General features: G+C 44.8%; 19 protein-coding genes. 15 read left to right on the top strand and 4 right to left on the bottom strand.

Features of this window, described 5'->3' with window-relative positions:
- The first annotated feature begins 9 nt into the window (after positions 1 to 9).
- The 3 genes from AC5JBY_RS11995 to AC5JBY_RS12005 all read left to right on the top strand — a co-directional run bounded on the left by AC5JBY_RS11995 (position 10) and on the right by AC5JBY_RS12005 (position 4,125).
- Positions 10 to 771 (top strand): metallophosphoesterase, encoded by a 762-nt coding sequence (locus tag AC5JBY_RS11995; RefSeq protein ID WP_495904831.1) that lies wholly within the window; start codon positions 10 to 12, stop codon positions 769 to 771.
- Between the two features lie 129 nt (positions 772 to 900).
- A complete protein-coding gene (locus tag AC5JBY_RS12000; protein WP_495904832.1) occupies positions 901 to 2,832 on the top strand; it encodes an AAA family ATPase in 1,932 nt (643 codons plus the stop codon).
- A gap of 3 nt (positions 2,833 to 2,835) precedes the next feature.
- Positions 2,836 to 4,125 carry a 5-methylcytosine restriction system specificity protein McrC gene (locus AC5JBY_RS12005; RefSeq protein ID WP_495904833.1) on the top strand — a complete coding sequence of 430 codons (1,290 nt, stop codon included), beginning with the start codon at positions 2,836 to 2,838 and terminating at the stop codon, positions 4,123 to 4,125.
- Positions 4,126 to 4,155: 30 nt separating this feature from the next.
- Here the strand turns inward: AC5JBY_RS12005 and AC5JBY_RS12010 are convergent, their stop codons facing one another.
- On the bottom strand, positions 4,156 to 6,990 hold the full coding sequence (locus tag AC5JBY_RS12010; protein WP_495904834.1) for a class I SAM-dependent DNA methyltransferase: 2,835 nt from the start codon (positions 6,988 to 6,990) through the stop codon (positions 4,156 to 4,158).
- 524 nt (positions 6,991 to 7,514) lie between these two features.
- On the opposite strand from AC5JBY_RS12010, the gene AC5JBY_RS12015 reads away from it, so the two are divergent.
- The gene (locus AC5JBY_RS12015; protein ID WP_495904835.1) at positions 7,515 to 7,712 is read left to right on the top strand and encodes a hypothetical protein; all 198 of its coding nucleotides are present in this window, start codon (positions 7,515 to 7,517) and stop codon (positions 7,710 to 7,712) included.
- A gap of 525 nt (positions 7,713 to 8,237) precedes the next feature.
- Here the strand turns inward: AC5JBY_RS12015 and AC5JBY_RS12020 are convergent.
- Together AC5JBY_RS12020 and AC5JBY_RS12025 are read right to left on the bottom strand one after the other, a co-directional pair.
- The gene (locus AC5JBY_RS12020) at positions 8,238 to 8,453 is read right to left on the bottom strand and encodes a hypothetical protein (RefSeq protein WP_495904836.1); all 216 of its coding nucleotides are present in this window, start codon (positions 8,451 to 8,453) and stop codon (positions 8,238 to 8,240) included.
- A gap of 264 nt (positions 8,454 to 8,717) precedes the next feature.
- Positions 8,718 to 9,395, bottom strand: coding sequence for a hypothetical protein (locus tag AC5JBY_RS12025; protein WP_495904837.1), 678 nt, complete (start codon positions 9,393 to 9,395; stop codon positions 8,718 to 8,720).
- 207 nt (positions 9,396 to 9,602) lie between these two features.
- Between AC5JBY_RS12025 and AC5JBY_RS12030 the strand changes: the two genes are divergently transcribed.
- From AC5JBY_RS12030 to AC5JBY_RS12050, 5 genes are all read left to right on the top strand, one after another.
- Positions 9,603 to 9,743, top strand: coding sequence for a hypothetical protein (locus AC5JBY_RS12030; RefSeq protein ID WP_495904838.1), 141 nt, complete (start codon positions 9,603 to 9,605; stop codon positions 9,741 to 9,743).
- 169 nt (positions 9,744 to 9,912) lie between these two features.
- Positions 9,913 to 10,680, top strand: a complete 768-nt coding sequence (locus AC5JBY_RS12035) for a hypothetical protein (RefSeq protein WP_495904839.1) — start codon at positions 9,913 to 9,915, stop codon at positions 10,678 to 10,680.
- Positions 10,681 to 10,785: 105 nt separating this feature from the next.
- On the top strand, positions 10,786 to 11,547 hold the full coding sequence (locus AC5JBY_RS12040) for a hypothetical protein (RefSeq protein ID WP_495904840.1): 762 nt from the start codon (positions 10,786 to 10,788) through the stop codon (positions 11,545 to 11,547).
- Positions 11,548 to 11,887: 340 nt separating this feature from the next.
- Entirely contained in the window at positions 11,888 to 12,100 is a 213-nt protein-coding gene (locus AC5JBY_RS12045) for a hypothetical protein (RefSeq protein WP_495904841.1), read from the top strand.
- A gap of 404 nt (positions 12,101 to 12,504) precedes the next feature.
- Positions 12,505 to 12,876 (top strand): hypothetical protein, encoded by a 372-nt coding sequence (locus tag AC5JBY_RS12050; protein ID WP_495904842.1) that lies wholly within the window; start codon positions 12,505 to 12,507, stop codon positions 12,874 to 12,876.
- 165 nt (positions 12,877 to 13,041) lie between these two features.
- Here the strand turns inward: AC5JBY_RS12050 and AC5JBY_RS12055 are convergent, their stop codons facing one another.
- Positions 13,042 to 13,683, bottom strand: coding sequence for a carboxypeptidase-like regulatory domain-containing protein (locus AC5JBY_RS12055; protein WP_495904843.1), 642 nt, complete (start codon positions 13,681 to 13,683; stop codon positions 13,042 to 13,044).
- A gap of 100 nt (positions 13,684 to 13,783) precedes the next feature.
- Here AC5JBY_RS12055 and AC5JBY_RS12060 point away from each other — a divergent pair, with 100 nt between their 5' ends.
- The 6 genes from AC5JBY_RS12060 (at position 13,784) to kynU (ending at position 19,347) form a co-directional block, all read left to right on the top strand.
- Positions 13,784 to 14,887 carry an Mrp/NBP35 family ATP-binding protein gene (locus AC5JBY_RS12060; protein WP_495904844.1) on the top strand — a complete coding sequence of 368 codons (1,104 nt, stop codon included), beginning with the start codon at positions 13,784 to 13,786 and terminating at the stop codon, positions 14,885 to 14,887.
- Positions 14,888 to 15,030: 143 nt separating this feature from the next.
- Positions 15,031 to 15,219, top strand: a complete 189-nt coding sequence (locus AC5JBY_RS12065) for a hypothetical protein (protein ID WP_495904845.1) — start codon at positions 15,031 to 15,033, stop codon at positions 15,217 to 15,219.
- Between the two features lie 83 nt (positions 15,220 to 15,302).
- Positions 15,303 to 15,938: an FMN-binding negative transcriptional regulator gene (locus AC5JBY_RS12070; protein ID WP_495904846.1), complete on the top strand. Its 636-nt coding sequence runs from the start codon at positions 15,303 to 15,305 to the stop codon at positions 15,936 to 15,938.
- A gap of 21 nt (positions 15,939 to 15,959) precedes the next feature.
- Positions 15,960 to 16,889, top strand: a complete 930-nt coding sequence (locus AC5JBY_RS12075; protein ID WP_495904847.1) for a glycerophosphodiester phosphodiesterase family protein — start codon at positions 15,960 to 15,962, stop codon at positions 16,887 to 16,889.
- Positions 16,890 to 16,968: 79 nt separating this feature from the next.
- Complete coding sequence (locus AC5JBY_RS12080) at positions 16,969 to 17,757, top strand: SDR family oxidoreductase (protein WP_495904848.1); 789 nt, start codon at positions 16,969 to 16,971, stop codon at positions 17,755 to 17,757.
- 297 nt (positions 17,758 to 18,054) lie between these two features.
- On the top strand, positions 18,055 to 19,347 hold the full coding sequence (kynU, locus tag AC5JBY_RS12085; protein WP_495904849.1) for a kynureninase: 1,293 nt from the start codon (positions 18,055 to 18,057) through the stop codon (positions 19,345 to 19,347).
- Positions 19,348 to 19,570 lie beyond the last annotated feature (223 nt).

The raw sequence follows: 19,570 nt of genomic DNA on the forward strand, positions 1-19,570 counted from the left end.
ATAATAATCATGAACATCCAATATTGCTCCGATCTCCACCTGGAGCTATCAGAAAACACAAAATGGCTAAAGGCCAATCCGCTTGTTCCGGTGGCGGATATACTGGTGCTGGCAGGCGATATCATTCCATTTACAGAAATGGAGCAATGCGCCGATTTCTTTTCCTTCCTAAGCGATCATTTCAAAACCATCTACTGGCTGCCCGGCAACCATGAATACTATGGCAGCAATATAACACAGCGTAGTGGCGGTTTTCGCGAAGCCGTCCGTCCAAATGTATTCCTGATCAATAACCAGGCGGAGCAAATAGACAACAATATAACACTCATCTTTTCTACGTTATGGTCCCATATCGGCCCGGCAGCGGAGTGGGATATTGCCCGCGCGGTTACCGATTACAGGTCGATCATGCAGGGTGATGAACGCTTCCGGCCATTGCACAGTAATCGCCTACACCACGAATGCCGGCAATTTATTGAGCAGGTTGTAGCGGATGCCACCACCGCCAACATCGTCGTAGCCACCCACCATGTACCTACCTTCATGTACTATCCCAAGCAATACAAAGGATCAGTGATCAATGAAGCCTTTGCCACGGAACTATATGATTATATCGAACAATCACCCATCACTGCCTGGATCTATGGCCACCACCATTCCAATAACCCGGAGTTTATGATCAGCAACACCCGGATGCTCACCAACCAGCTAGGCTATGTGCGTCGGCGAGAGTATTATGGATTCCGGAAGGATGCGATAATAACTCTTTAAATAGGTGTTTTCACCGTTTTTTGTATGAAAATCGGAGTGCATTTTTCCTATTTTAATTTCTCAAAGACAGAAGAATTAGCTTTGGGAAGTTGTATGCATTTAGTACCTGTTTATTGATAATTTTTTATTATGGATTTTATTACTGAAGATGATTTAGACCTTATCACTAACAATGCGAAAAAAGAAGTATCTGATGATATTTTTGATGAGCTAAAAGTTGTATACGAAAAATTGAACTTTTTGTGTGAGCGGTTGAAAGAAAAAGGGTATGATTGTTCAATAAGAAAAGACCCTCGCAAACAAGCTGGTCCTGGAAAATTTGTATTTCAGGAGTATCAATGGGCAAGGGTATATCCTTCAGGATTTTTTCAGTACTGCGAAAATAAATTGAGTTATGTTATCGGATTGAGCGATTCTCTTCATTTTCATATGATGGGATTGAAAGAATATCAAAATCTTCCGGCTTCCTTATCGGCTAATAAGGAATGCTGGACTGAAATCGATATTTCTAAGTCAGACTACGAATCCGTGGTAAGGGATTTTATTAAGTTTGATCAATCTTATCGATCACTGTTAGTTGATACAGCCATCGCTCTTGGAATAACAGAGGTACAAAAAATTAAAAGCGAAAATAATATGAATGATATTTTGGACGTATTACGTGCAAAAAAGCAAATCATTTTGCAGGGACCTCCCGGCACAGGCAAAACAAAACTGGCTAAAGAATTAGCCATTGAATTAACAAGACCTAGCCAAATTACGATACAGGATATTAAAAGAATAGTCAAGCCAGGTTCAATTGTATACAGCATTAATGATAATCTTCCTTATAAGGTGGTAGTGGTTGATGAAAGTGGAATATCGTTACAATTGGAGAATGGGAACATGCAGAGACGTAATTATAATCATATAATTGACTCATACTCCAATTTGATCAGAAAGAAACCATTAACTGGTGGAGATGCTTATCAGGCTGCAATAGCAAAATACGTTCTTAGCTGTTTTGATAGTAGATTGATTAAGGTGGTTCAATTTCATCCATCATATACCTATGAAGATTTAATACGAGGAATCGTAGCGGTTCCCAATGGAGGTCAGATAGAGTATAAGAATGTTAATAAAGTATTAGGGTTGCTTGCAGAAGAAGCATTAGAGAATCATCAATTGTCCCAGAGTAATAATTCAGGAACTCAACAGGATAATTGGGTTCGAGATAATTTTAATGAATTTAAAGATAGCATTGATAGTGAAATCGTGGCGAAACAATATTTGTTGACTGATACTGTAGGTATTTTTAAAGTGGACGATGATTGTTTCAGGTATGGAAGTGATTGGGAGCACTCAAGCAGGCTGAATTTTACTGATATCAGATCGTTAATAAGAGCAGTATTAAATGGAACTTTAGATATTAACCAGAGTACGATTTCTAAGGATCTTAACACGCACGCTCACTATCGTGCTACATACTATCTGTCTTTACTGCGGAAATTCTTCGATCGATATCAATATATGCCAACTTCAGAAGTTCATATTATTAATAACTATGTTCTAATTATTGATGAAATCAATCGAGCAAACCTTTCATCAGTCTTAGGTGAACTGATTTATGCGATGGAATATCGTGGAGAACAAGTTGAAAGCATGTATGCAATCGAAGGGAAAAGGGGATTGGTACTACCTCCAAATCTATACATTATTGGTACGATGAATACTGCTGATAGAAATATTGGACATATTGATTATGCAATCAGAAGACGTTTTGCTTTTGTGGATGTTTTACCGAAAAACCTTTCTACCGAATTAGGATCTAAATTCTATAACAATTTATTTGCTCTGATAGCTGGTCTTTTTGATTCTAATATTTCGCCTGAATTCGATAAAAAATCCGTACAAATTGGACATTCTTATTTTATCGAAAACCAAGATAAAAGTGGTAACATGAAAATGCGTCTTGAGTATGAAATAAAGCCAATTCTTCTTGAATACGTTAAAGACGGGATTTTGGTAGGCGAGGTAAATGGAGTAAGTGTGCGTAATTACATTTTATCTCTTTCATTATAGTATATGCATCGTCTGTTATTAATTTCAGAGCAATATCAAGAGAAGGCATTAGATAAGATTTCTGATTATCAGCGATCTGTTCTGGTGGAATCCTCCTATAATAGGTTTTTTATTTATAAACCTGACCAACTATGCTATCGCATACAAAGGCGGGAAGATAATTTTTTTGCTGAGTCAAGTTATTTTGTAGGAGCCGATTGGATAATACCAGGAATTGCGTCCGTTTATGTTGAACCTAAATTAAACAGTACCTCCGAAGTGGATTTCCTTGCGATGCTTATGCAGAGCCTGGAGACAACTGAAAATATAGAACAACTAGATAAACTTTTTCATGTTGAATTTGATCAGCCCTGGATAACAATTCCACAGCAAAAGGATTTGCTATCTCCAATTTTGATAGTCCAGTTCCTAAAGTTGCTTCAGCGAATAGTAAGAAAAGGGTTAAAAAAATCCTATTACCGGACAACTGCAAGTCTTAATGGGCGGATAAAGGGGAAAGTACTTGTTAGCCAGCAAATAAAGCAGAATATTTTAAACAATAGGCTTTCTCAGACAATTTGCAATTTTCAGGAATATGGTATCAATTCTGCAGAGAATCAATTTTTGAAACTGGTATTAGGATTCGTAAGCTCCTATTTAAATAATAAGAATAATTTTTTTAGTTTATCGCAAACAAACGAATTAAAACATATTCTTAATTATTGCGCTCCTGCATTTGACGAGGTTTCAATATTGGCTGATCCGCATGAGTGGGTCAAGGTTGACACTAATCCTTTTTTAAAAGAATATCCTTCCGCAATCAATCTGGGAAAATATATATTAAAGCGTTTTTCTTTTAACATAAGTAAAACTGGCCAATGTCAAAATGAAACACCTCCATTTTGGATTGATATGAGTAAACTTTTTGAGTTGTATGTCTTTCAAAAATTAAAGCAGATTTTTCCAGTACCAGGTAGTGTATCTTACCACGATACATTTCGGAGGAAGGAGACAGATATATTAATTACTGAAAAGGGATTTCAGTGTGTTATTGATTGCAAATATAAACCAAGATATCATTTTCAGGCACCATCTCTAGAAGATGTTAGGCAATTGGCTGGATATACAAGAATGAAGGGTGTTTACAGTAGACTTTCGACCCCTTCAAGAGAAAATATTAAAGGAGTTATTGTTTACGCTAATCAAAAATCTGAAGCAAATATTGAAAAGGGAAAAATGTTTTCAACAGAAATTACGGGCTATGTATCATTGTATAAAATTGGGATTAGACTACCTGTATTAGATCGAAGCTAAACTTTTACTAATGCCTTTATGAAACTCATCTTATTCAAGCAACCCTTTTGATCTATTACTTTTTCTAGATTTTTGATTTGTAAATAGCCCGCCAGTATATTTATCATACAGTTCAAATAAAAACTCGATCCTTTTAGTTTCATTGGAAAATGGTTGAGCCCTATAACATAGATCTACTGTTTTATCAAGCACTAAGTGGGCCTTAACCAATGCAGGTGGCATGGTACTAGGTTGATATAAATCTGCAAGGCTATTGTTAGGAAATTGTGCCCTTACATGGAGTATATCAAGAGCTGCCTTTTCAACCATTTGTTTTTGTTTATCTGTTATATTTTCAGGCCATGGGTAATTGTTATATACTAAGCTGTTTGAATACCTAAAATCACTTTTTAGCCTACCACATACATACTTGACCCAAGTCATGTGCATCTGTGATGTCAAGACTCCGAATATATACGAGTTTGCATTAGGGATTGTTCTCGCAAGATCACTAGCAATTACGTCTTTATCTAAAAAGCCTATAGGGATATACTTTCGGTTTTCTGAAGATACTCCTGGTATAATAATATAATCGGAATTAGGTTGCCTTATTTCTCCAAATAATGTGGGATATTCAGCAAGTTTTCGTGTTGTAGGTCTAGAGCTATTCAACCTGTATTCTTTTACTGCCTCAATTCTTCTAATTATTTGTTTCAAATTTTTGAAATCATTTGGATTAACATCTTTTAGCCAAATACACCATCTTTTGATATTGTTAATAAATTCTTGTGATCCTAAGAACGGTCGAATGATTTTGATAGCCGCAGGTTCATTTTTAATCAATTCATTTCTTTCTTCGTCAGTGAGTAATAAATTTCCTCCGTCATTAGCCATACTGCCATAAGTAATTTCGGGTACTTTACAGATAGGTTTCTTTCTTGTAGGGATAAAAATGTCTTTGCCTTCAACTAAATATGGGTTTATGTTTTTTGATTTTGTCTCATGAGGTTCGCTAGTGATATTGTCATATTCATAAATCACTTTTTCTGTGACATCAAAGTTTGCAAACCCTACGATTACACAATGAACAGCTGCATTTCCTCTAGCTTCGTTTGACCATTTAAAAGTTCTATGTGCAAAATGAATTTTAATATGATACTTGTTAAAAAGCTCATTCCATAGTATTGCGACCTGCTCCCCTTGGGAGATTGAATTCGTGCTTACAAATGCCGTCTTTGTTCCATTTATGTTTTTCCCTTCTCCTAAATTTACAGCCTTCATATATTCTGCAGCTCTTATATACCAGGCAGTAACGTAGTCTAATACTCCTGCACCACTAACACCTTTAAATGTGTCGTCCATATCTTCTTTTTGTTCAGCACTTTGATATTGCTTACCCAAGAAGGGAGGATTTCCTAGTATATAATCATATTTTAACTGTCCTGTTTCCCATGGCATTGGTTCAATCAAGCTTTGCCAGTTAAGCCTTAGAGCATTATAATGTTTTATCGTTGCACTCTTTTTTAATGGTAATCTTACATAATATTCTCCAAATGTCTGGCTAACCAGTTGATTCATCTGGTGATCAATCAACCACATTGCTACTTGAGCGATTTGGGCAGGGAATTCTTCATATTCTATCCCATAGAAAGCATCTACATCGCATTTAATCAGGTGGATTATGTCAATTCCTGCTTCGGCAGCTACTTCCGGGCGAAGTTTTTCATGTTTGAAGAGAAGTGTTTTGATAATTTCAATTTCCAACAATCTGAGTTCCCTGTATGCAACTATTAGAAAGTTGCCACATCCGCACGCTGGGTCTAAGAAGCGTAGCTTACTTATTTTATCATGGAAATTTTGGAGTTTTCCTTTATGGTATTTGATTGCTTCAAACTCTTTCCAGAGTTCATCCAAAAATAAAGGTTTAATAAGTTTGAGAATATTCTTTTCACTTGTATAGTGAGCTCCTAAGTTTCTGCGTTCTTTTTCATTCATTACGCTTTGAAATAAGGAACCAAATATGGCAGGTGAAATTTTTCCCCAATCTAACAAACAGCAATCTAATAATATCCGACGCATGTCACTATCAAATGCGGCCGTGGGCAATCGTTCTTCAAAGAGTTTACCGTTTACATATGGAAAAGCAGATAGATTCTCGTCTAAAAACTTTAAGCGGGCATTAGTAGGAGTATTGAGAACATCAAACAATTGTGCTAGGTGCCCTGATAGATCAGAGCCGTCATCTTCAGTTCTTATGTCCAAATATTCATAAAAGATCCCTTTTTCAAATATGTTGGTATCATCCGCGAATAGGCAAAACACTAAGCGTACCAAATATACTTCTAAATGATGACCCGAATAGCCAATGGCTTTAAGCTTATCGTGCAATTTACCCATCAGTTCAGCCGCTTGTATATTGACAGGGTCCTGCTCTTTATATGTTTTTTTTATATACCCTGCTATTTCACTGAATAGACCAACATGGTTAATGAGATCTTTCAATTTAAATTCAGTTTGAGCATTATTTTCAAGATCGTATAAACGAAAACGCTCAAAATCGCTAACAAGGATATATTTGGGAAGTTCTTTTTCGTTCAGTCCTGGAAAATAATCTTTGGCTTGTTTATAAGCTCTGTCCAAGTCTTTTCCACGGCTTTTATGTTCAATCAAAATCATACCCTTCCAGAGTAAATCAATATATCCTTGTTTGTCATCAGCTTTCTTTACCTGTTGCTCAAAAGTAGCTACCCTACGGCGACTAATGCCGAAAACATTAAAGAAACCGTCCCAAAATGATTTAGCTTCAGCATTTTCATTTGTCTCGTCCTGCCATTCTTTGCTAAAGTTTGTAGCTCTAGTTTTGATTTCATTCCAACTAAGAGGCATATTAGTAATTATACTTAAGTTAATAATAGAGTAATTATCAAATCTAATAAGATATTATGACTTTAGTTCTGTTGGATAAATAAATCAGTTAACTGTCCGATGGTCTGACTTACTTATATGTGCATCTTTGATTGTCCGAATTTTCTTTCAAAGCGTCCCCATGATATTTGCTACTGCATCTGCCACCAACCACCGATCCCAACCCCTCATACAAAAAAATAAAAACCGCAATAGCTGCTCCATAAAATTATGGCGGCATGCCAACCCATCCCTCCAATTAGTGATGATCTACGTCAATAAAATTAACCAACCATAATAAGGTATCTCCTCCTCAGAAAGACAGCCGCCAAAAGGTTCGCCATAAAGCTCTAGTACTAATCTTCACCACCATCTCCCGCACTAGCCCCACCAACCCATTCAGCAAAAGTAATCCGCGCATTTATTGCGCATTCCTTTTGGCCTTGCGCGAATGCCGCCATACCGCTGTCTCGCAGCGTTTTTGCTGTTGTTTAAAATTTTTTAGTATGAAGTATTATCTCGTTGCTCGTTCTTGTTGTTGCCTGGTAGGCATTGAGCAGTGCCGCGGTTATCGCGTTAGCCGGTCGTTGCAGGCTGCTTTTGAAAAGGAGTTCGCAGGCCGTGTCCTCCTGGCCGGTTCCGGTCCTTTGCCTTTCCCGGTTTCTTATGCTGTCTATCAGGGGCCTCCGGGCCCTTCCTTCTGATAACCGGACATTAAAATTGAACATAGCTATCGAAGCAAATGTATCCACACTTAGTAAGATAAGGATACAGAAACAAAAATACGTCGTTACACTAAGGTGACCAGTTGTCAATAATTAGTGAAGAATGTTAAGCCATGGAGAGGAGTTGGCCTGTCAGGCCGCGCGGAGCGATCGGGCCTGACTTGATTTTTCTTTGGTTACTTTCTTTGCATCAAGGCAAAGAAAGTAACAATCACGCGCGAAAAGCGCGAAACCCTTTGCGTAAGCAAAAAAGGTCAACAAAAAGAAACTGACGAAAAAGTAAGCAAAGAAAGTAACTACATCCTGGCACGATAAAACAGTAAGAAGAATAAAAAAAGCCCGGATAGAAATCCAGGCTCGGTCTAAATCTGAGATCCTATGACTAAAGGACGGGAGACGAAAGAATATTTTCCCTTTTCAACTTTCCAACCCTCCGGTAATCCCCCCGCACACGTGTTACGCATGCAGAGGGCGGTTTTCAAAGGATCGGAGTTAAAACGGGAGCTATCCTTCTTGGTTCGGTTGCGTCACAGCCTGGCTCACAGCGCTGGCCACGCCAGCCGCCACAGCCACATAACCGGCAACCTTCACCACAATAGCCGGCAAGGCTACCGGGGTAGTAAGAACGGCGCCGGCAACGGCCGCCAGGATAAGGCCCCAGTTACGCAACTTCGCAAAGAAGGGCGGGGTAGGGCTCGTCATTCTTTCTTGAATACTCATAGAACGGATTTTAAAAATGAAGGAATAAATACACACGCTGCAACACAACAGCCCATACCTTCCCCAGTCCCTCGGACAGACGCCCGTGTGGCAGGTGGCTGGCGATCACCACGCCCAATAAAAATGCTGGAAAAAAGTAAAGGAAGCTGATCACAGCACTGCCACATCCCTTAGCCCGCTGCAGCTAAGAACGAAGAAGAAGGACAGTAGAGTCGCGACACATATAGAGCCATCAGGCAGAGCGGCCACATCCACCTGATACAACTAAGCTGCAACAGAACAATCGGCAAGAGCACCCGCAGCACATTGCACCACCTGTAGCGACAGCGGCCCGTCAGCACCCATACAATAATACCGCCCGTTCACTGCCTGCAAAAGCTCCACACCCATCACAAAAACCACGGGCAGGTTAGTTTGAACAGGTATCTTGGCTTGCAGGGAAAGTTGTATGGGTTCACGAATATCCTGGTAATCACTCCGCACCACATCACAGGTAAAATGATCCCGCTCAAAATCCAATACCGCCGCACAGGCAACAAATGACACATGCGTATAACGAAACCGGTAGCCCAGGCAAAACCGCGCATCGAAAGGAGGAGACACAACCCGGCATTGTCCGTTGCGCTTATCGATAGAAGCTTGAAAAGGCGCATATAAAACACGGTACAGAGGCTTCCGGTTGAAAAAGTCAAAACCCTCCAGCAGCGTTACATCTCCGAATGAAGCCTGCCGTTCACCACGCCCGTTACAGGTGTCCGATTGTATCACCTGCAGCATTCGCTTATGCAGGCGCCCGGCCAGTTGAGGATCACGGCGGTTGCGCAACAGTTGACCAAACGCGGCATACAACAACCGGGAACCAGCCGCCGCACGGCCAAATTCTAAAGCATTCTCCGCTACGCGGGGCAAATACGGAGAGAAAGGTTCAGCAAGGATTTTCATAGACGGAGTATTTGTAGTGATAAAAAAGTGGAGCGTTAATAGCGCTTCGATACAAACGTACAACACCAACCAACCCATTTCCAAATCACCTTGTCCGAAAATGGCCATAATGTCCAAAGTGTCCGAATTGTCCGGACATTTCGGACACTTTGGACAAAACGACCAATAACGGTCACCCACATTTGGAAACTGGTAAACAGCAGCTGTATGTTTGTACAGAAGAACAACAACAACGCAAAAAAGAAGAACAAAGAGGGCGCACAACAACAGATGATAAAAAGCAAACACAGGATCAGACAACAACACAAAGGCAGGATAGAGCATGGCTACTCCATAGATGCTCCATAGATACGCCATGGATAGAGCATGCAAATAGCGTACTACATAAAAAACAACAGCTTATGCCAATATAAGCAGGGTAGCTGGCGCCCCTGCTCAAAAGCAAAAGCACGTTGATAGCCGTTGCACCGCGGGCAGCGGCAGGTACCATAATTCGAAACCTATAAAAACAAAAACAATGGCAAAACAAATAGGCCTTGTCAAGTTCAAAGGCACCATGGAGGATTTCACGTTCTATACCTCCGAAGATGGCTTCATGGCCCGTAGAAAAGGAGGCGTCAGTGCCGAGCGGATCAAAAACGATCCGAAGTTCAGGCTCACACGCCTCAACGGCCAGGAGTTTGGTATAGGAGGCATTGCAGGCAACCTCTTCCGCTCCGCCTGGAAAACGGAGATGGCCAAAGCCGGCGACTCACGCGTCACCAGTCGCATCACCAAAGCAATGGTAGCCATATTGCAAACCGACACGGTAAGCGATTACGGATACCGCAAAGTGGAAAACGGTAACCCGTCTTCACTCCTCGGCTTTGATTTCAATGCGAAAGTGTCGCTCGACAGCATCTTTGAGCCCAGCCAAACGATCAGTATCAATCGTACCACGGGTCAGGCGGTCATCACCTTGCCGGCCTACACGCCCGAAAAAGACATCGCCTCGCCCGATGGCACCACCCACTACAACATTTTCGCTGCAGTGGCCGCCATCGACTTTGCAAGCGATGCGGTGATCACAAACCGGCAAAACACAGGCAACCTGGTATACGATAACACGGAAACCGCTGCCGATACCTTAACCCTCACCTTCACCCCCAATAGCCCCTTTCCGGTATTCCTGGTCATGGGCATTGAGTTCATGAAGATCGTGAACGGTAAAGTATACGAACAAAGCAAGGGACAAAATGCCCTGCAGATCGTGGCAGTCGATGTGCCGCCCGCAGAGGAGATCTGATCCTCCATCCACCACACGGAACCGGGTTCGTCCCGGTTCCCTTTATAAAACCAATGATCCCTGAAACTTGAAACCTGCAACCTGTAACTACTAAAAAAAGTAATCATGAAAAAAAGCGAACCCCGCGTCACCAAACGCTGCATCCCCGGCGTCACCCTCCATCCACGCGATGGCTACTACCAGATTCGTCACATCGGCCTCACAGCCCAGCGCGTCAAAACCGATCCGGCCTTCCACAACACACGCCGCGAAGCCAGAAAGTTTACACACATCGTTAAAGTAGCGAAGACCATCAACGATGCTATTTTCCGTACAAGCGGCATCAAAAAAACACTACCGCGCATCATCCCCCTGGTGAAGAAAGCATTGAATGCAGATACGATAGGCGAGCTAAACACAAGCAACCCGGCAGAAGCCGGCTGGGCATGGTTGCAAAACTTCGAAGGCGATCCCGCCAACCCATGGCACGCAGCAATAAGCGTCACGCCCGGCATACAGGTTGTCCCGCAGCAACAGCAGTTCATCGTCACCTTCCCGGCCATCATCCCCGCATCCGTCATCCACCCGCCGCTGGAAATAACCCATAGCAGAATATACACCCTGTGCGCGTCTATAGATGTCGGTAATTACACCTATAGCACACAGAAGGCACGCACCACCATCATTCCCTGTTGTAATAGCACTATACAGCTAAAACCCCTCATGACGAATGTCAAAAAAGAAGAAGGACAGCTCCACTTGTTGGCGATGGGAGTGGAATGGTATGGCAGGAGCAATGCCTGCAATACCCTGCAACGAAGCGTTTGGCCAGGCATAATACGATTGACCCATACCTTGGTCACACCAAAAACATTAAAAAAAGATTAAAAGTGGTTTTCCAAAAAAATGAGTAGAACCCGCATGGAAAATTCAAAAACAAAATTTAGTTTTGGATAGCATCACACTTACGTTGAAGTAATAAGCATCACACAAGAGCAACAAAACTAAACCTAACCGTATCCTTACGCATCACCTCATTTCTGGTAAACGCTTTTATTCCCTGAGTTACAATGATACACGCTGGATGACCGGCAGGTAGCAGTATGATTGGCTGCACTTACGGTTGTAGGCTATAACACACCTATGCGCAGTTCTCCTCCTCAAAACTGCCAGGGTAGCCCTCCCATGCGCTGTACAAACCATTTCATCATCTTAAAAAACATTTACCATGAGTGATGGTCATTACCACCGGATCATAAATGCGGCTAATGTAGCAACAGTACTGGAAGTCGACGACCGTACAGCCAGGCGAACCATGAGTCGCATGCGAAAACGTTTTGACAAAGAAAAACACCAGCCTATTACGTTGGAGGACTTCCTCCTCTATACGAAGCTGAAGCTGGAGTTTGTATTGGCAAAACTGGGTTGGAAAAAACAGTAAAAAACAAACTATCCATGCTCGTCACGGGTAGCGGCCAGATCGGGCAACGGACCCAACCATAAGAAGTGTGATGATGGTTAGACTCAGGATTAGTAGCAACGGTACAGATACGCATCAAACTTCACGTACTGATGAAGCGTAAACCTTTCCTTTTTGACTGTACAAGGTCATCGGTTATTGATTAGAGCTTGTTGCAACAAAAAACTGCCGGCTTCACGCCGGCAGTTTATCGTTACCCCAATGCTAACCGCTAAAGGCTAAAAGCTAATACCTGAAGACGAACGCCTCATTCCTTCCACGCTACACTTCTTTGCGCTTCACACCCGTTTCATCCACATACATTTCAACACGCAATCATCCCACAATAGGTTTGCAACCTCAAAACAAACAACAAAAGTAAAGTCATGAAAAAACAAATGTTATCCGCACTCATCCTGTGCGCATCGATCGTATCGCTGGGTGTAGGCTGTAAGAAAGAAAAAGACACAACGCCAACGGGCACCCTGCTCAACTACACCAACCTCAAGTCCACCACCTTCGACCGCATCGACATCATCGTAGACGGTAAAGTAGCAGGCACCATCACCAAGCCCTACACCACCAAACCCGTGTGCGGAGATGCCAGCTCACCAATTGCAGCAGCCATCAAACTATCGGTAGGCAACCACAAAGTATACGCGTTGCAATACAAAGATGGCAAAGAAGTAGCCGAGTGGCCCGAAACCACCGAAGTCATCAAAGAAGACAAATGCACCCTCGCCAACTGGGTAGAATAAAAACCAGGCACACACAGAAGTCATAATAGGAAAGCCACGACTGTACCCTCGCTCAAAAAGAAAACTGCCGGCACATGCCGGCAGTTTCGCTATATCAAAAAGATTTAATTGCTAACTGCTAAAACCTAAAAGCTAACACCTAAACCTGACTCACGACGCTGAACTCTATTTACTGTTCTTAAAATCCCCCCGCTTCCACGCCTTGATAAACTCACTCCACGCAAACGGATTGAAGATATTCTGCGGAGGCGTTTGACCATAATAAGTAGCCCGGCGGGCATTATTATTAAGCAAGATGTTCGAATTTTCACCACCATCACGCGGCAGGTTGCGGGCAATGATGCGGCGCTTCGTCTCATCATTGTTCTTGCGGGCGGTCTCCAGGTCATCATCCGGAACAGGAATATTCACGAAATCACGCTCAAACTGCTCCTTCGTAGGCCTTGGCTTGATGATCGTCACCGGCAGGTAATCCGCGTCGGTCACCAGCAGTTGGATCATGCTATAATGATTGCCCTCAAGGTCACGGGGAATTTCCGCCAGCTTAGGCTTATAACCGATAGAAGTAAATTCTATAATATCACCCTTCTGCACCACGATCGAGAACACCCCTTGCTCATTCGTTTGGGTACCGCGGCGCTCACCTTTAATAGTAATACTTACCGAAGGAATGCCTTTCAGGCTGTCAGCAGTCATTACCACACCGTAAAGTTGGATCACGGAATCCTTCAGCTTTTCGAATTGGGCATCGGCCAGGAACGGAAAAGCGGTAGCAAACAAAACGGCGAGTAGTAAATGTCTCTTCATGCGGTTCAAATATACAGGATAACCCCAAATAAGATCAACAAAATGACCCCGTTATTGGTTAATTTTGCAGCAATCCGATTCATTTTAACAAAACAATTAGATGATGACCCCCGACAAAGTTTTAGAGGCTTTGAGTAATGTGCAGGAACCTGATCTTGGAAAAGACATTGTTACCCTTAATATGGTGAAAGACATACTCATCGAAGGAAATTTCGTATCCTTCACCGTAGTCCTCACCACCCCGGCCTGTCCCATGAAAGACATGATCAAAATGGCCTGTGTCAACGCCATTAAACTCATATTAAATAAGGATGCCGTCGTAAAAGTCAACTTCACTTCCAATACAACCACCAAACGCAACGATACCCGCGCCATACTTCCCCGTGTCAACAACATTATCGCTGTAGTCAGCGGTAAAGGTGGCGTGGGCAAAAGCACCGTAGCCGCCAACCTGGCCCTCGCATTCGCCAAACGTGGCGCCCGCGTAGGCCTCATGGATGCCGACATCTACGGACCCAGCGTACCCATCATGTTTGGCGTGCGTGGCGAGCGACCCATGATGCGCCAGGTGGAAGGACAGGAAAAAGGCATGATCGTACCCCTCGAGCGCTACGGCATCAAGATCATGAGCATTGGCAACCTGGTCGATGAGAAAAACGCCGTCGTTTGGCGCGGACCCATGGCCAGCAGCGCCATCCGCCAGTTCGTCACCGATGTCGACTGGGACGAGCTGGACTACCTCTTTATCGACATGCCCCCCGGCACCGGCGATATCCACCTCACCCTCCTGCAAACGGCCCCGGTAACGGGCATCGTGGTCGTCACCACCCCGCAGGATGTGGCCCTGGCAGACGCCAAAAAGGCCATCGCCATGTTTGGCCAGGCCCAGATCAAAGTACCCCTCATCGGACTCGTAGAGAACATGAGCTACTTTGTACCTGCCGAACTGCCTGATAATAAATACTATATCTTCGGAAAAGAAGGCGGTAAGAAGCTGGCCGAAGAATACGATATCCCCTTCCTGGGCCAGATACCCCTCGTACAGTCCATCCGCGAAGGCGGCGACTACGGCATCCCGGCCATGGTCGGCGACGATCCTGTCACCAAACAAGCCTTTGAAGAGTTCGCCGGCAACACCATCCGCTCCATTTCCATGCGCAACGCCAACATCGGCGCCAGCCGCGTAGCGGAAGTGATCGAGTAGGGGAGCAAACAATACCCAACAAAATGTAACTATAAATACCAAGCGGCGGGCGGACCCCAATCCACCCGCCGCTTGATTTACAGGCACATAATTCCAATATTACCACGGCATTATATTTGAACATAAAATCCTAAATGAACACTATGAAACCCAAAAACAGCCTCCTGCTTTGCCTCACCATAGCCTTTGCATTATCCACAATCACAACGGCCACCAGCTGCACCCACAAAACCTACGTAGTAAACAAACCCCTCCCTCCCGGACAAGCCAAGAAACTCACCGGCTCCAAATCCGCCAAACCCTACGCCCCCGGCCAACAGAAGAAACAATAAGAGAAAAAGCAACTCATACCCCAATCTGTCCCATCTACACATTTCCTCTATCCACCTAAACGCAAGTTGGTTACCTTCGTCCCATGTACGAACTGCCTTATTTCATGGAAAAGGACTACGCTAAGATCAAGTCCTTTATACAAACCCATCCTTTCGCCATCATCACCGGTGTCGACGCAAACCAGAACCCGGTAGCCACCCAGATCCCGGTACTCATCACCGAAAAAGAAGGCAAGCTCACCTTCCGCGCCCACCTCATGCGCCAGACCGACCACCACAAAGCATTTGTACAGAATCCCAACGTGCTGGTACTCTTCCCCGGCCCGCACACCTACGTCAGCGCCAGCTGGTACAGCAACCCGCAGCAAGGCTCCACCTGGAACTACATGACGGTCCACGCAAAAGGGACAATACGTTTCCTCGAGCCAAACGAACTATTACAAATACTCCGCGATACCACCACCCACTTCGAAGGCGCTTCAAACACCCTTGGAGCCTACGATACACTGCCGGAAAAATATGTACAGCAGATGGCAAAAGCCATTGTAGGGTTCGAGATCACGGTCACAGCCCTCGATGCAGTCTTCAAACTCAGCCAGAACCGCGACGAAGCCAGCTACCACACGATCATTGGCAAACTCAAAGAAGGATCAGCCGATGCCCGGTACATTGCGGCCGAAATGGAACAAAGAACATCACAATTATTTAAACAACAGTAAGACCGGCATAAACCAAACATCATGTATTCTTGGGATATGAAAGGAATGAGAGAATTCTTCGAACTGGCCCTGATCGTATTATTAGTAGTAAGCTGTCACGCCACCCGCAAAACCACCAAAGACCTCAGAACACCGGCAGCCTTGCCTGCATTCGATAAAGAAGCACACCGCGGAGGCCGTGGCCTCATGCCCGAAAACACCATCCCGGCCATGAAGAACGCCATCGACATAGGCGTCACCACCCTTGAAATGGATGCAGTGATTACCAAAGACGGACAAGTCATCCTTTCCCACGAGCCATTCTTCAGTGCAGCCATCGCCACAAAGCCCGACGGCACACGCGTAACCGCCGCCGAAGAGCGCAGCCTGAACATTTACCAGATGACCTTTGCCGAAACACAACGCTACGACGTAGGCCTGGCAGTCAATCCCGGATTTAAAGACCAGCAGAAATTCGCAGCCACCAAGCCCTTGCTCAGCGCTGTCATTGATACAGTCGAAGCTTACACCAAAAGCAAAAAACAGGCGCCCGTATTTTACAACATCGAAACCAAGAGCAACCCAAAGACCGACAACCAATACCATCCCGCACCCGAAGAGTTTGTTGAAAAACTGATGACAGTGATCCTGTCAAAGCACATCGAGCACCGCGTGATCATACAGTCCTTCGATTTCCGCACTTTACAAGTATTACATACCAAATACCCCGAGGTAAGAACAGCCGCACTGGTAGCCGACGCCCGCGGCCTCGAAGAACACCTCAAACAATTAGGCTTTTTACCCTCCATCTACAGCCCCCTGTACACCCTCGTAAAGCCCGAACTCGTTGATTCCTGCCACAAAAAACAGATCAAAATACTCCCTTGGACAGTCAACGACAAGCCCACCATCGAAAAACTTAAATCCCAGGGTGTCGACGGCATCATCACCGATTATCCCAATCTCTTTTAATTGAACATTTCCACCAATCCTTAAAATCCAATAAATCCCGGTTCAGACATATCTTTGCCCGGTTTAAAACCGAATGGCAATGAACATCGATCTTAGAGGAAAAACCGCTGTCATAGGCGGCAGCACACAAGGCATTGGCCTCGCCATCGCGCAGGAGCTGGCTGCTATGGGTGCCACCTGCATCCTGCTGGCGCGCAATGAAATGATGATGCGGCAGATTGTGCAAAGACAATTGAATACGGGAGGGCATCAAAATCACAGCTACAAAGTGGCCGACTTCGCGCAACCCGAACAGGTGCGTAAGGCCATTCAATCAATAGTAGATGTTACACCCGTACACATCCTCATCAACAATACCGGCGGACCGCCACCCGGCCCCATTACAGAAGCAACAGAAGAAGCCCTCCTGGCAGCATTCAGCCAGCACATCATCTGCAACCAGATATTGGTAAAAGCAGTAGTGCCGGGCATGAAACAAGCTGGTTACGGCCGTATCATCAATATTGTTTCCACATCCGTACGCATACCCGTCGACAACCTCGGCGTGTCCAATACCATGCGTGGCGCAACAGCCTCCTGGGCCAAAACATTGTCTAACGAACTCGCGCCATTCGGCATCACGGTCAACAACATCTTGCCCGGCTATACCAAAACACAGCGCCTCGATAGCCTGATACAAAACAAGGCCGGCAAAAGAAACGTCGACATAGCTGTCATCGAACAGGAAATGCTCAGCGAGATACCAGCCCGGCGCTTCGGCGATGCTTCCGAACTGGCAGCTGTAGCCGCTTTCCTCGCCAGCCCCGCCGCCGCCTACGTCAACGGCACCAGCATCCCCGTCGACGGCGGTAAAACCGGTTCTATATAATGAATTGCATAGTGTAGAATTATGTAGTGGCGAATTACATAAAAGTAGTGAAGAATCAATGTATCAATTCGTCAGCCATTTAAAGCTAAGGTTGCAAGTAATAAGTGAAGAATGTTACATCATGGAGAGGCGTTGGCCCGTCAGGCCGGCCGGAGGCATCGGGCCTGACTTGATTTTTCTTTGGTTACTTTCTTTGCATCCAAGGCAAAGAAAGTGACAATCCCGCGCGAGAAGCGCGAACCCCTTGCGTAAGCAAAAAAAGTAAAGTAAAAAAAGCTATCAGAGCAAACGACCCATATGACATTTGAAAACACACTCGAACACGCAAAAAGACTCGACCAGGAAGATCCACTCAACTCCTTCAGGAAAGAATTCCTCATCCCCACCCACAACGAAAAAGAACAGATATATTTCTTAGGAAACTCTTTAGGTCTACAACCAAAAAGAACAAAATCCTACTTACAGGAAGTCCTCGACCAATGGGCGAAGTACGGCGTAGAAGCCTTCTTCATGGGCGAAAAACCCTGGCTCGAATACCACGACAAACTAACAGGTACTTTAGCCACCATCGTAGGCGCACACCCCCATGAAATAGTGGTGATGAACCAGCTCACGGTGAACCTCCACCTGCTGATGGTCAGCTTCTATCGGCCGCAAGGCAAACGCCGCAAGATCATCTGCGAAGCCAAAGCCTTCCCCAGCGATCAATACATGCTGGAGACCCACGTAAAACACTACGGCTACAATCCGGAAGAAACCATCATAGAAGTCGCGCCACGCGAAGGAGAACACAACATCCGGATAGAAGATATACTACAAACAATTGAACAGCACAAAGAAGAGGTTGCACTGATACTATGGGGCGGCATCAACTACTACACCGGGCAGCTCTTCGACTTGGCCGCCATCACCACGGCAGGTCACGCCGCAGGCGCCAAAGTAGGTTTCGACCTGGCCCATGCAGCCGGCAATGTACCGTTACAGTTGCATGAGTGGAATGTAGACTTCGCGGCCTGGTGCAGCTACAAATACCTCAACAGCGGTCCCGGCGCCATTGCAGGCGCATATATCCATGAGCGTTACCACACGGCGGCCGATGTACAGCGCTTTGCCGGTTGGTGGGGCTACAACAAAGCCACCCGCTTCCTCATGCAGAAAGGATTTGTACCCACCCCATCCGCCGAAGGCTGGCAGCTCAGCACGCCATCCCCTTTACTCTATGCTGCCCATAGAGCTGCCCTGGAAATCATAAATGAAGCAGGGTGGGAGAACATACAGACAAAAAGAAAAAAGCTCAACAGCTGGTTGTGGTTCTTATTAGACGACCTCAACAAAACTACCGCAGCAAAATCCATAACCCTCATCACCCCTCAACAAGAAGTCGATCGTGGCTCCCAGGTCTCCATGCTCATGCAGCGCGCAGGAAAAGAAAAAGAAACATTCGACCAGCTCACAGAAGCAGGCATCATGGTCGATTGGCGCGAACCCAACGTCATCCGCTTGGCCCCTGTACCACTTTACAATACCTTTGAAGAAGTTTGGCAGTTCGCAGAAACCCTGAAGACCCTTATAAACCATGCTTCTAAGTAAAAAGTAGGAGGAAAGGGCAAAAGAAAAATAAGTAAGGAAAGCTACACCTTGGAGAGGCGTTGGCCTGTCAGGCCGCGCGGAGCGATCGGGCCTGACTTGATTTTTCTTTGGTTACTTTCTTTTCATCAAGGAAAAGAAAGTGACAATCCCCGCGCGAAAAGCGCGAAACCCTTGCATAAGCAAAAAAGTAAGGTAAAGAACGAGAGAAAAGCGCGCCGCAGGC

The organism is Paraflavitalea sp. (assembly GCF_059502485.1).

Coding starts and splice junctions, on each gene's coding strand:
- AC5JBY_RS11995 (WP_495904831.1), top strand. CDS start 10: ATGAACATCCAATATTGCTCCGATCTCCACCTGGAGCTATCAGAAAAC.
- AC5JBY_RS12000 (WP_495904832.1), top strand. CDS start 901: ATGGATTTTATTACTGAAGATGATTTAGACCTTATCACTAACAATGCG.
- AC5JBY_RS12005 (WP_495904833.1), top strand. CDS start 2,836: ATGCATCGTCTGTTATTAATTTCAGAGCAATATCAAGAGAAGGCATTA.
- AC5JBY_RS12010 (WP_495904834.1), bottom strand. CDS start 6,990: ATGCCTCTTAGTTGGAATGAAATCAAAACTAGAGCTACAAACTTTAGC.
- AC5JBY_RS12015 (WP_495904835.1), top strand. CDS start 7,515: ATGAAGTATTATCTCGTTGCTCGTTCTTGTTGTTGCCTGGTAGGCATT.
- AC5JBY_RS12020 (WP_495904836.1), bottom strand. CDS start 8,453: ATGAGTATTCAAGAAAGAATGACGAGCCCTACCCCGCCCTTCTTTGCG.
- AC5JBY_RS12025 (WP_495904837.1), bottom strand. CDS start 9,395: ATGAAAATCCTTGCTGAACCTTTCTCTCCGTATTTGCCCCGCGTAGCG.
- AC5JBY_RS12030 (WP_495904838.1), top strand. CDS start 9,603: ATGTTTGTACAGAAGAACAACAACAACGCAAAAAAGAAGAACAAAGAG.
- AC5JBY_RS12035 (WP_495904839.1), top strand. CDS start 9,913: ATGGCAAAACAAATAGGCCTTGTCAAGTTCAAAGGCACCATGGAGGAT.
- AC5JBY_RS12040 (WP_495904840.1), top strand. CDS start 10,786: ATGAAAAAAAGCGAACCCCGCGTCACCAAACGCTGCATCCCCGGCGTC.
- AC5JBY_RS12045 (WP_495904841.1), top strand. CDS start 11,888: ATGAGTGATGGTCATTACCACCGGATCATAAATGCGGCTAATGTAGCA.
- AC5JBY_RS12050 (WP_495904842.1), top strand. CDS start 12,505: ATGAAAAAACAAATGTTATCCGCACTCATCCTGTGCGCATCGATCGTA.
- AC5JBY_RS12055 (WP_495904843.1), bottom strand. CDS start 13,683: ATGAAGAGACATTTACTACTCGCCGTTTTGTTTGCTACCGCTTTTCCG.
- AC5JBY_RS12060 (WP_495904844.1), top strand. CDS start 13,784: ATGATGACCCCCGACAAAGTTTTAGAGGCTTTGAGTAATGTGCAGGAA.
- AC5JBY_RS12065 (WP_495904845.1), top strand. CDS start 15,031: ATGAAACCCAAAAACAGCCTCCTGCTTTGCCTCACCATAGCCTTTGCA.
- AC5JBY_RS12070 (WP_495904846.1), top strand. CDS start 15,303: ATGTACGAACTGCCTTATTTCATGGAAAAGGACTACGCTAAGATCAAG.
- AC5JBY_RS12075 (WP_495904847.1), top strand. CDS start 15,960: ATGTATTCTTGGGATATGAAAGGAATGAGAGAATTCTTCGAACTGGCC.
- AC5JBY_RS12080 (WP_495904848.1), top strand. CDS start 16,969: ATGAACATCGATCTTAGAGGAAAAACCGCTGTCATAGGCGGCAGCACA.
- kynU (WP_495904849.1), top strand. CDS start 18,055: ATGACATTTGAAAACACACTCGAACACGCAAAAAGACTCGACCAGGAA.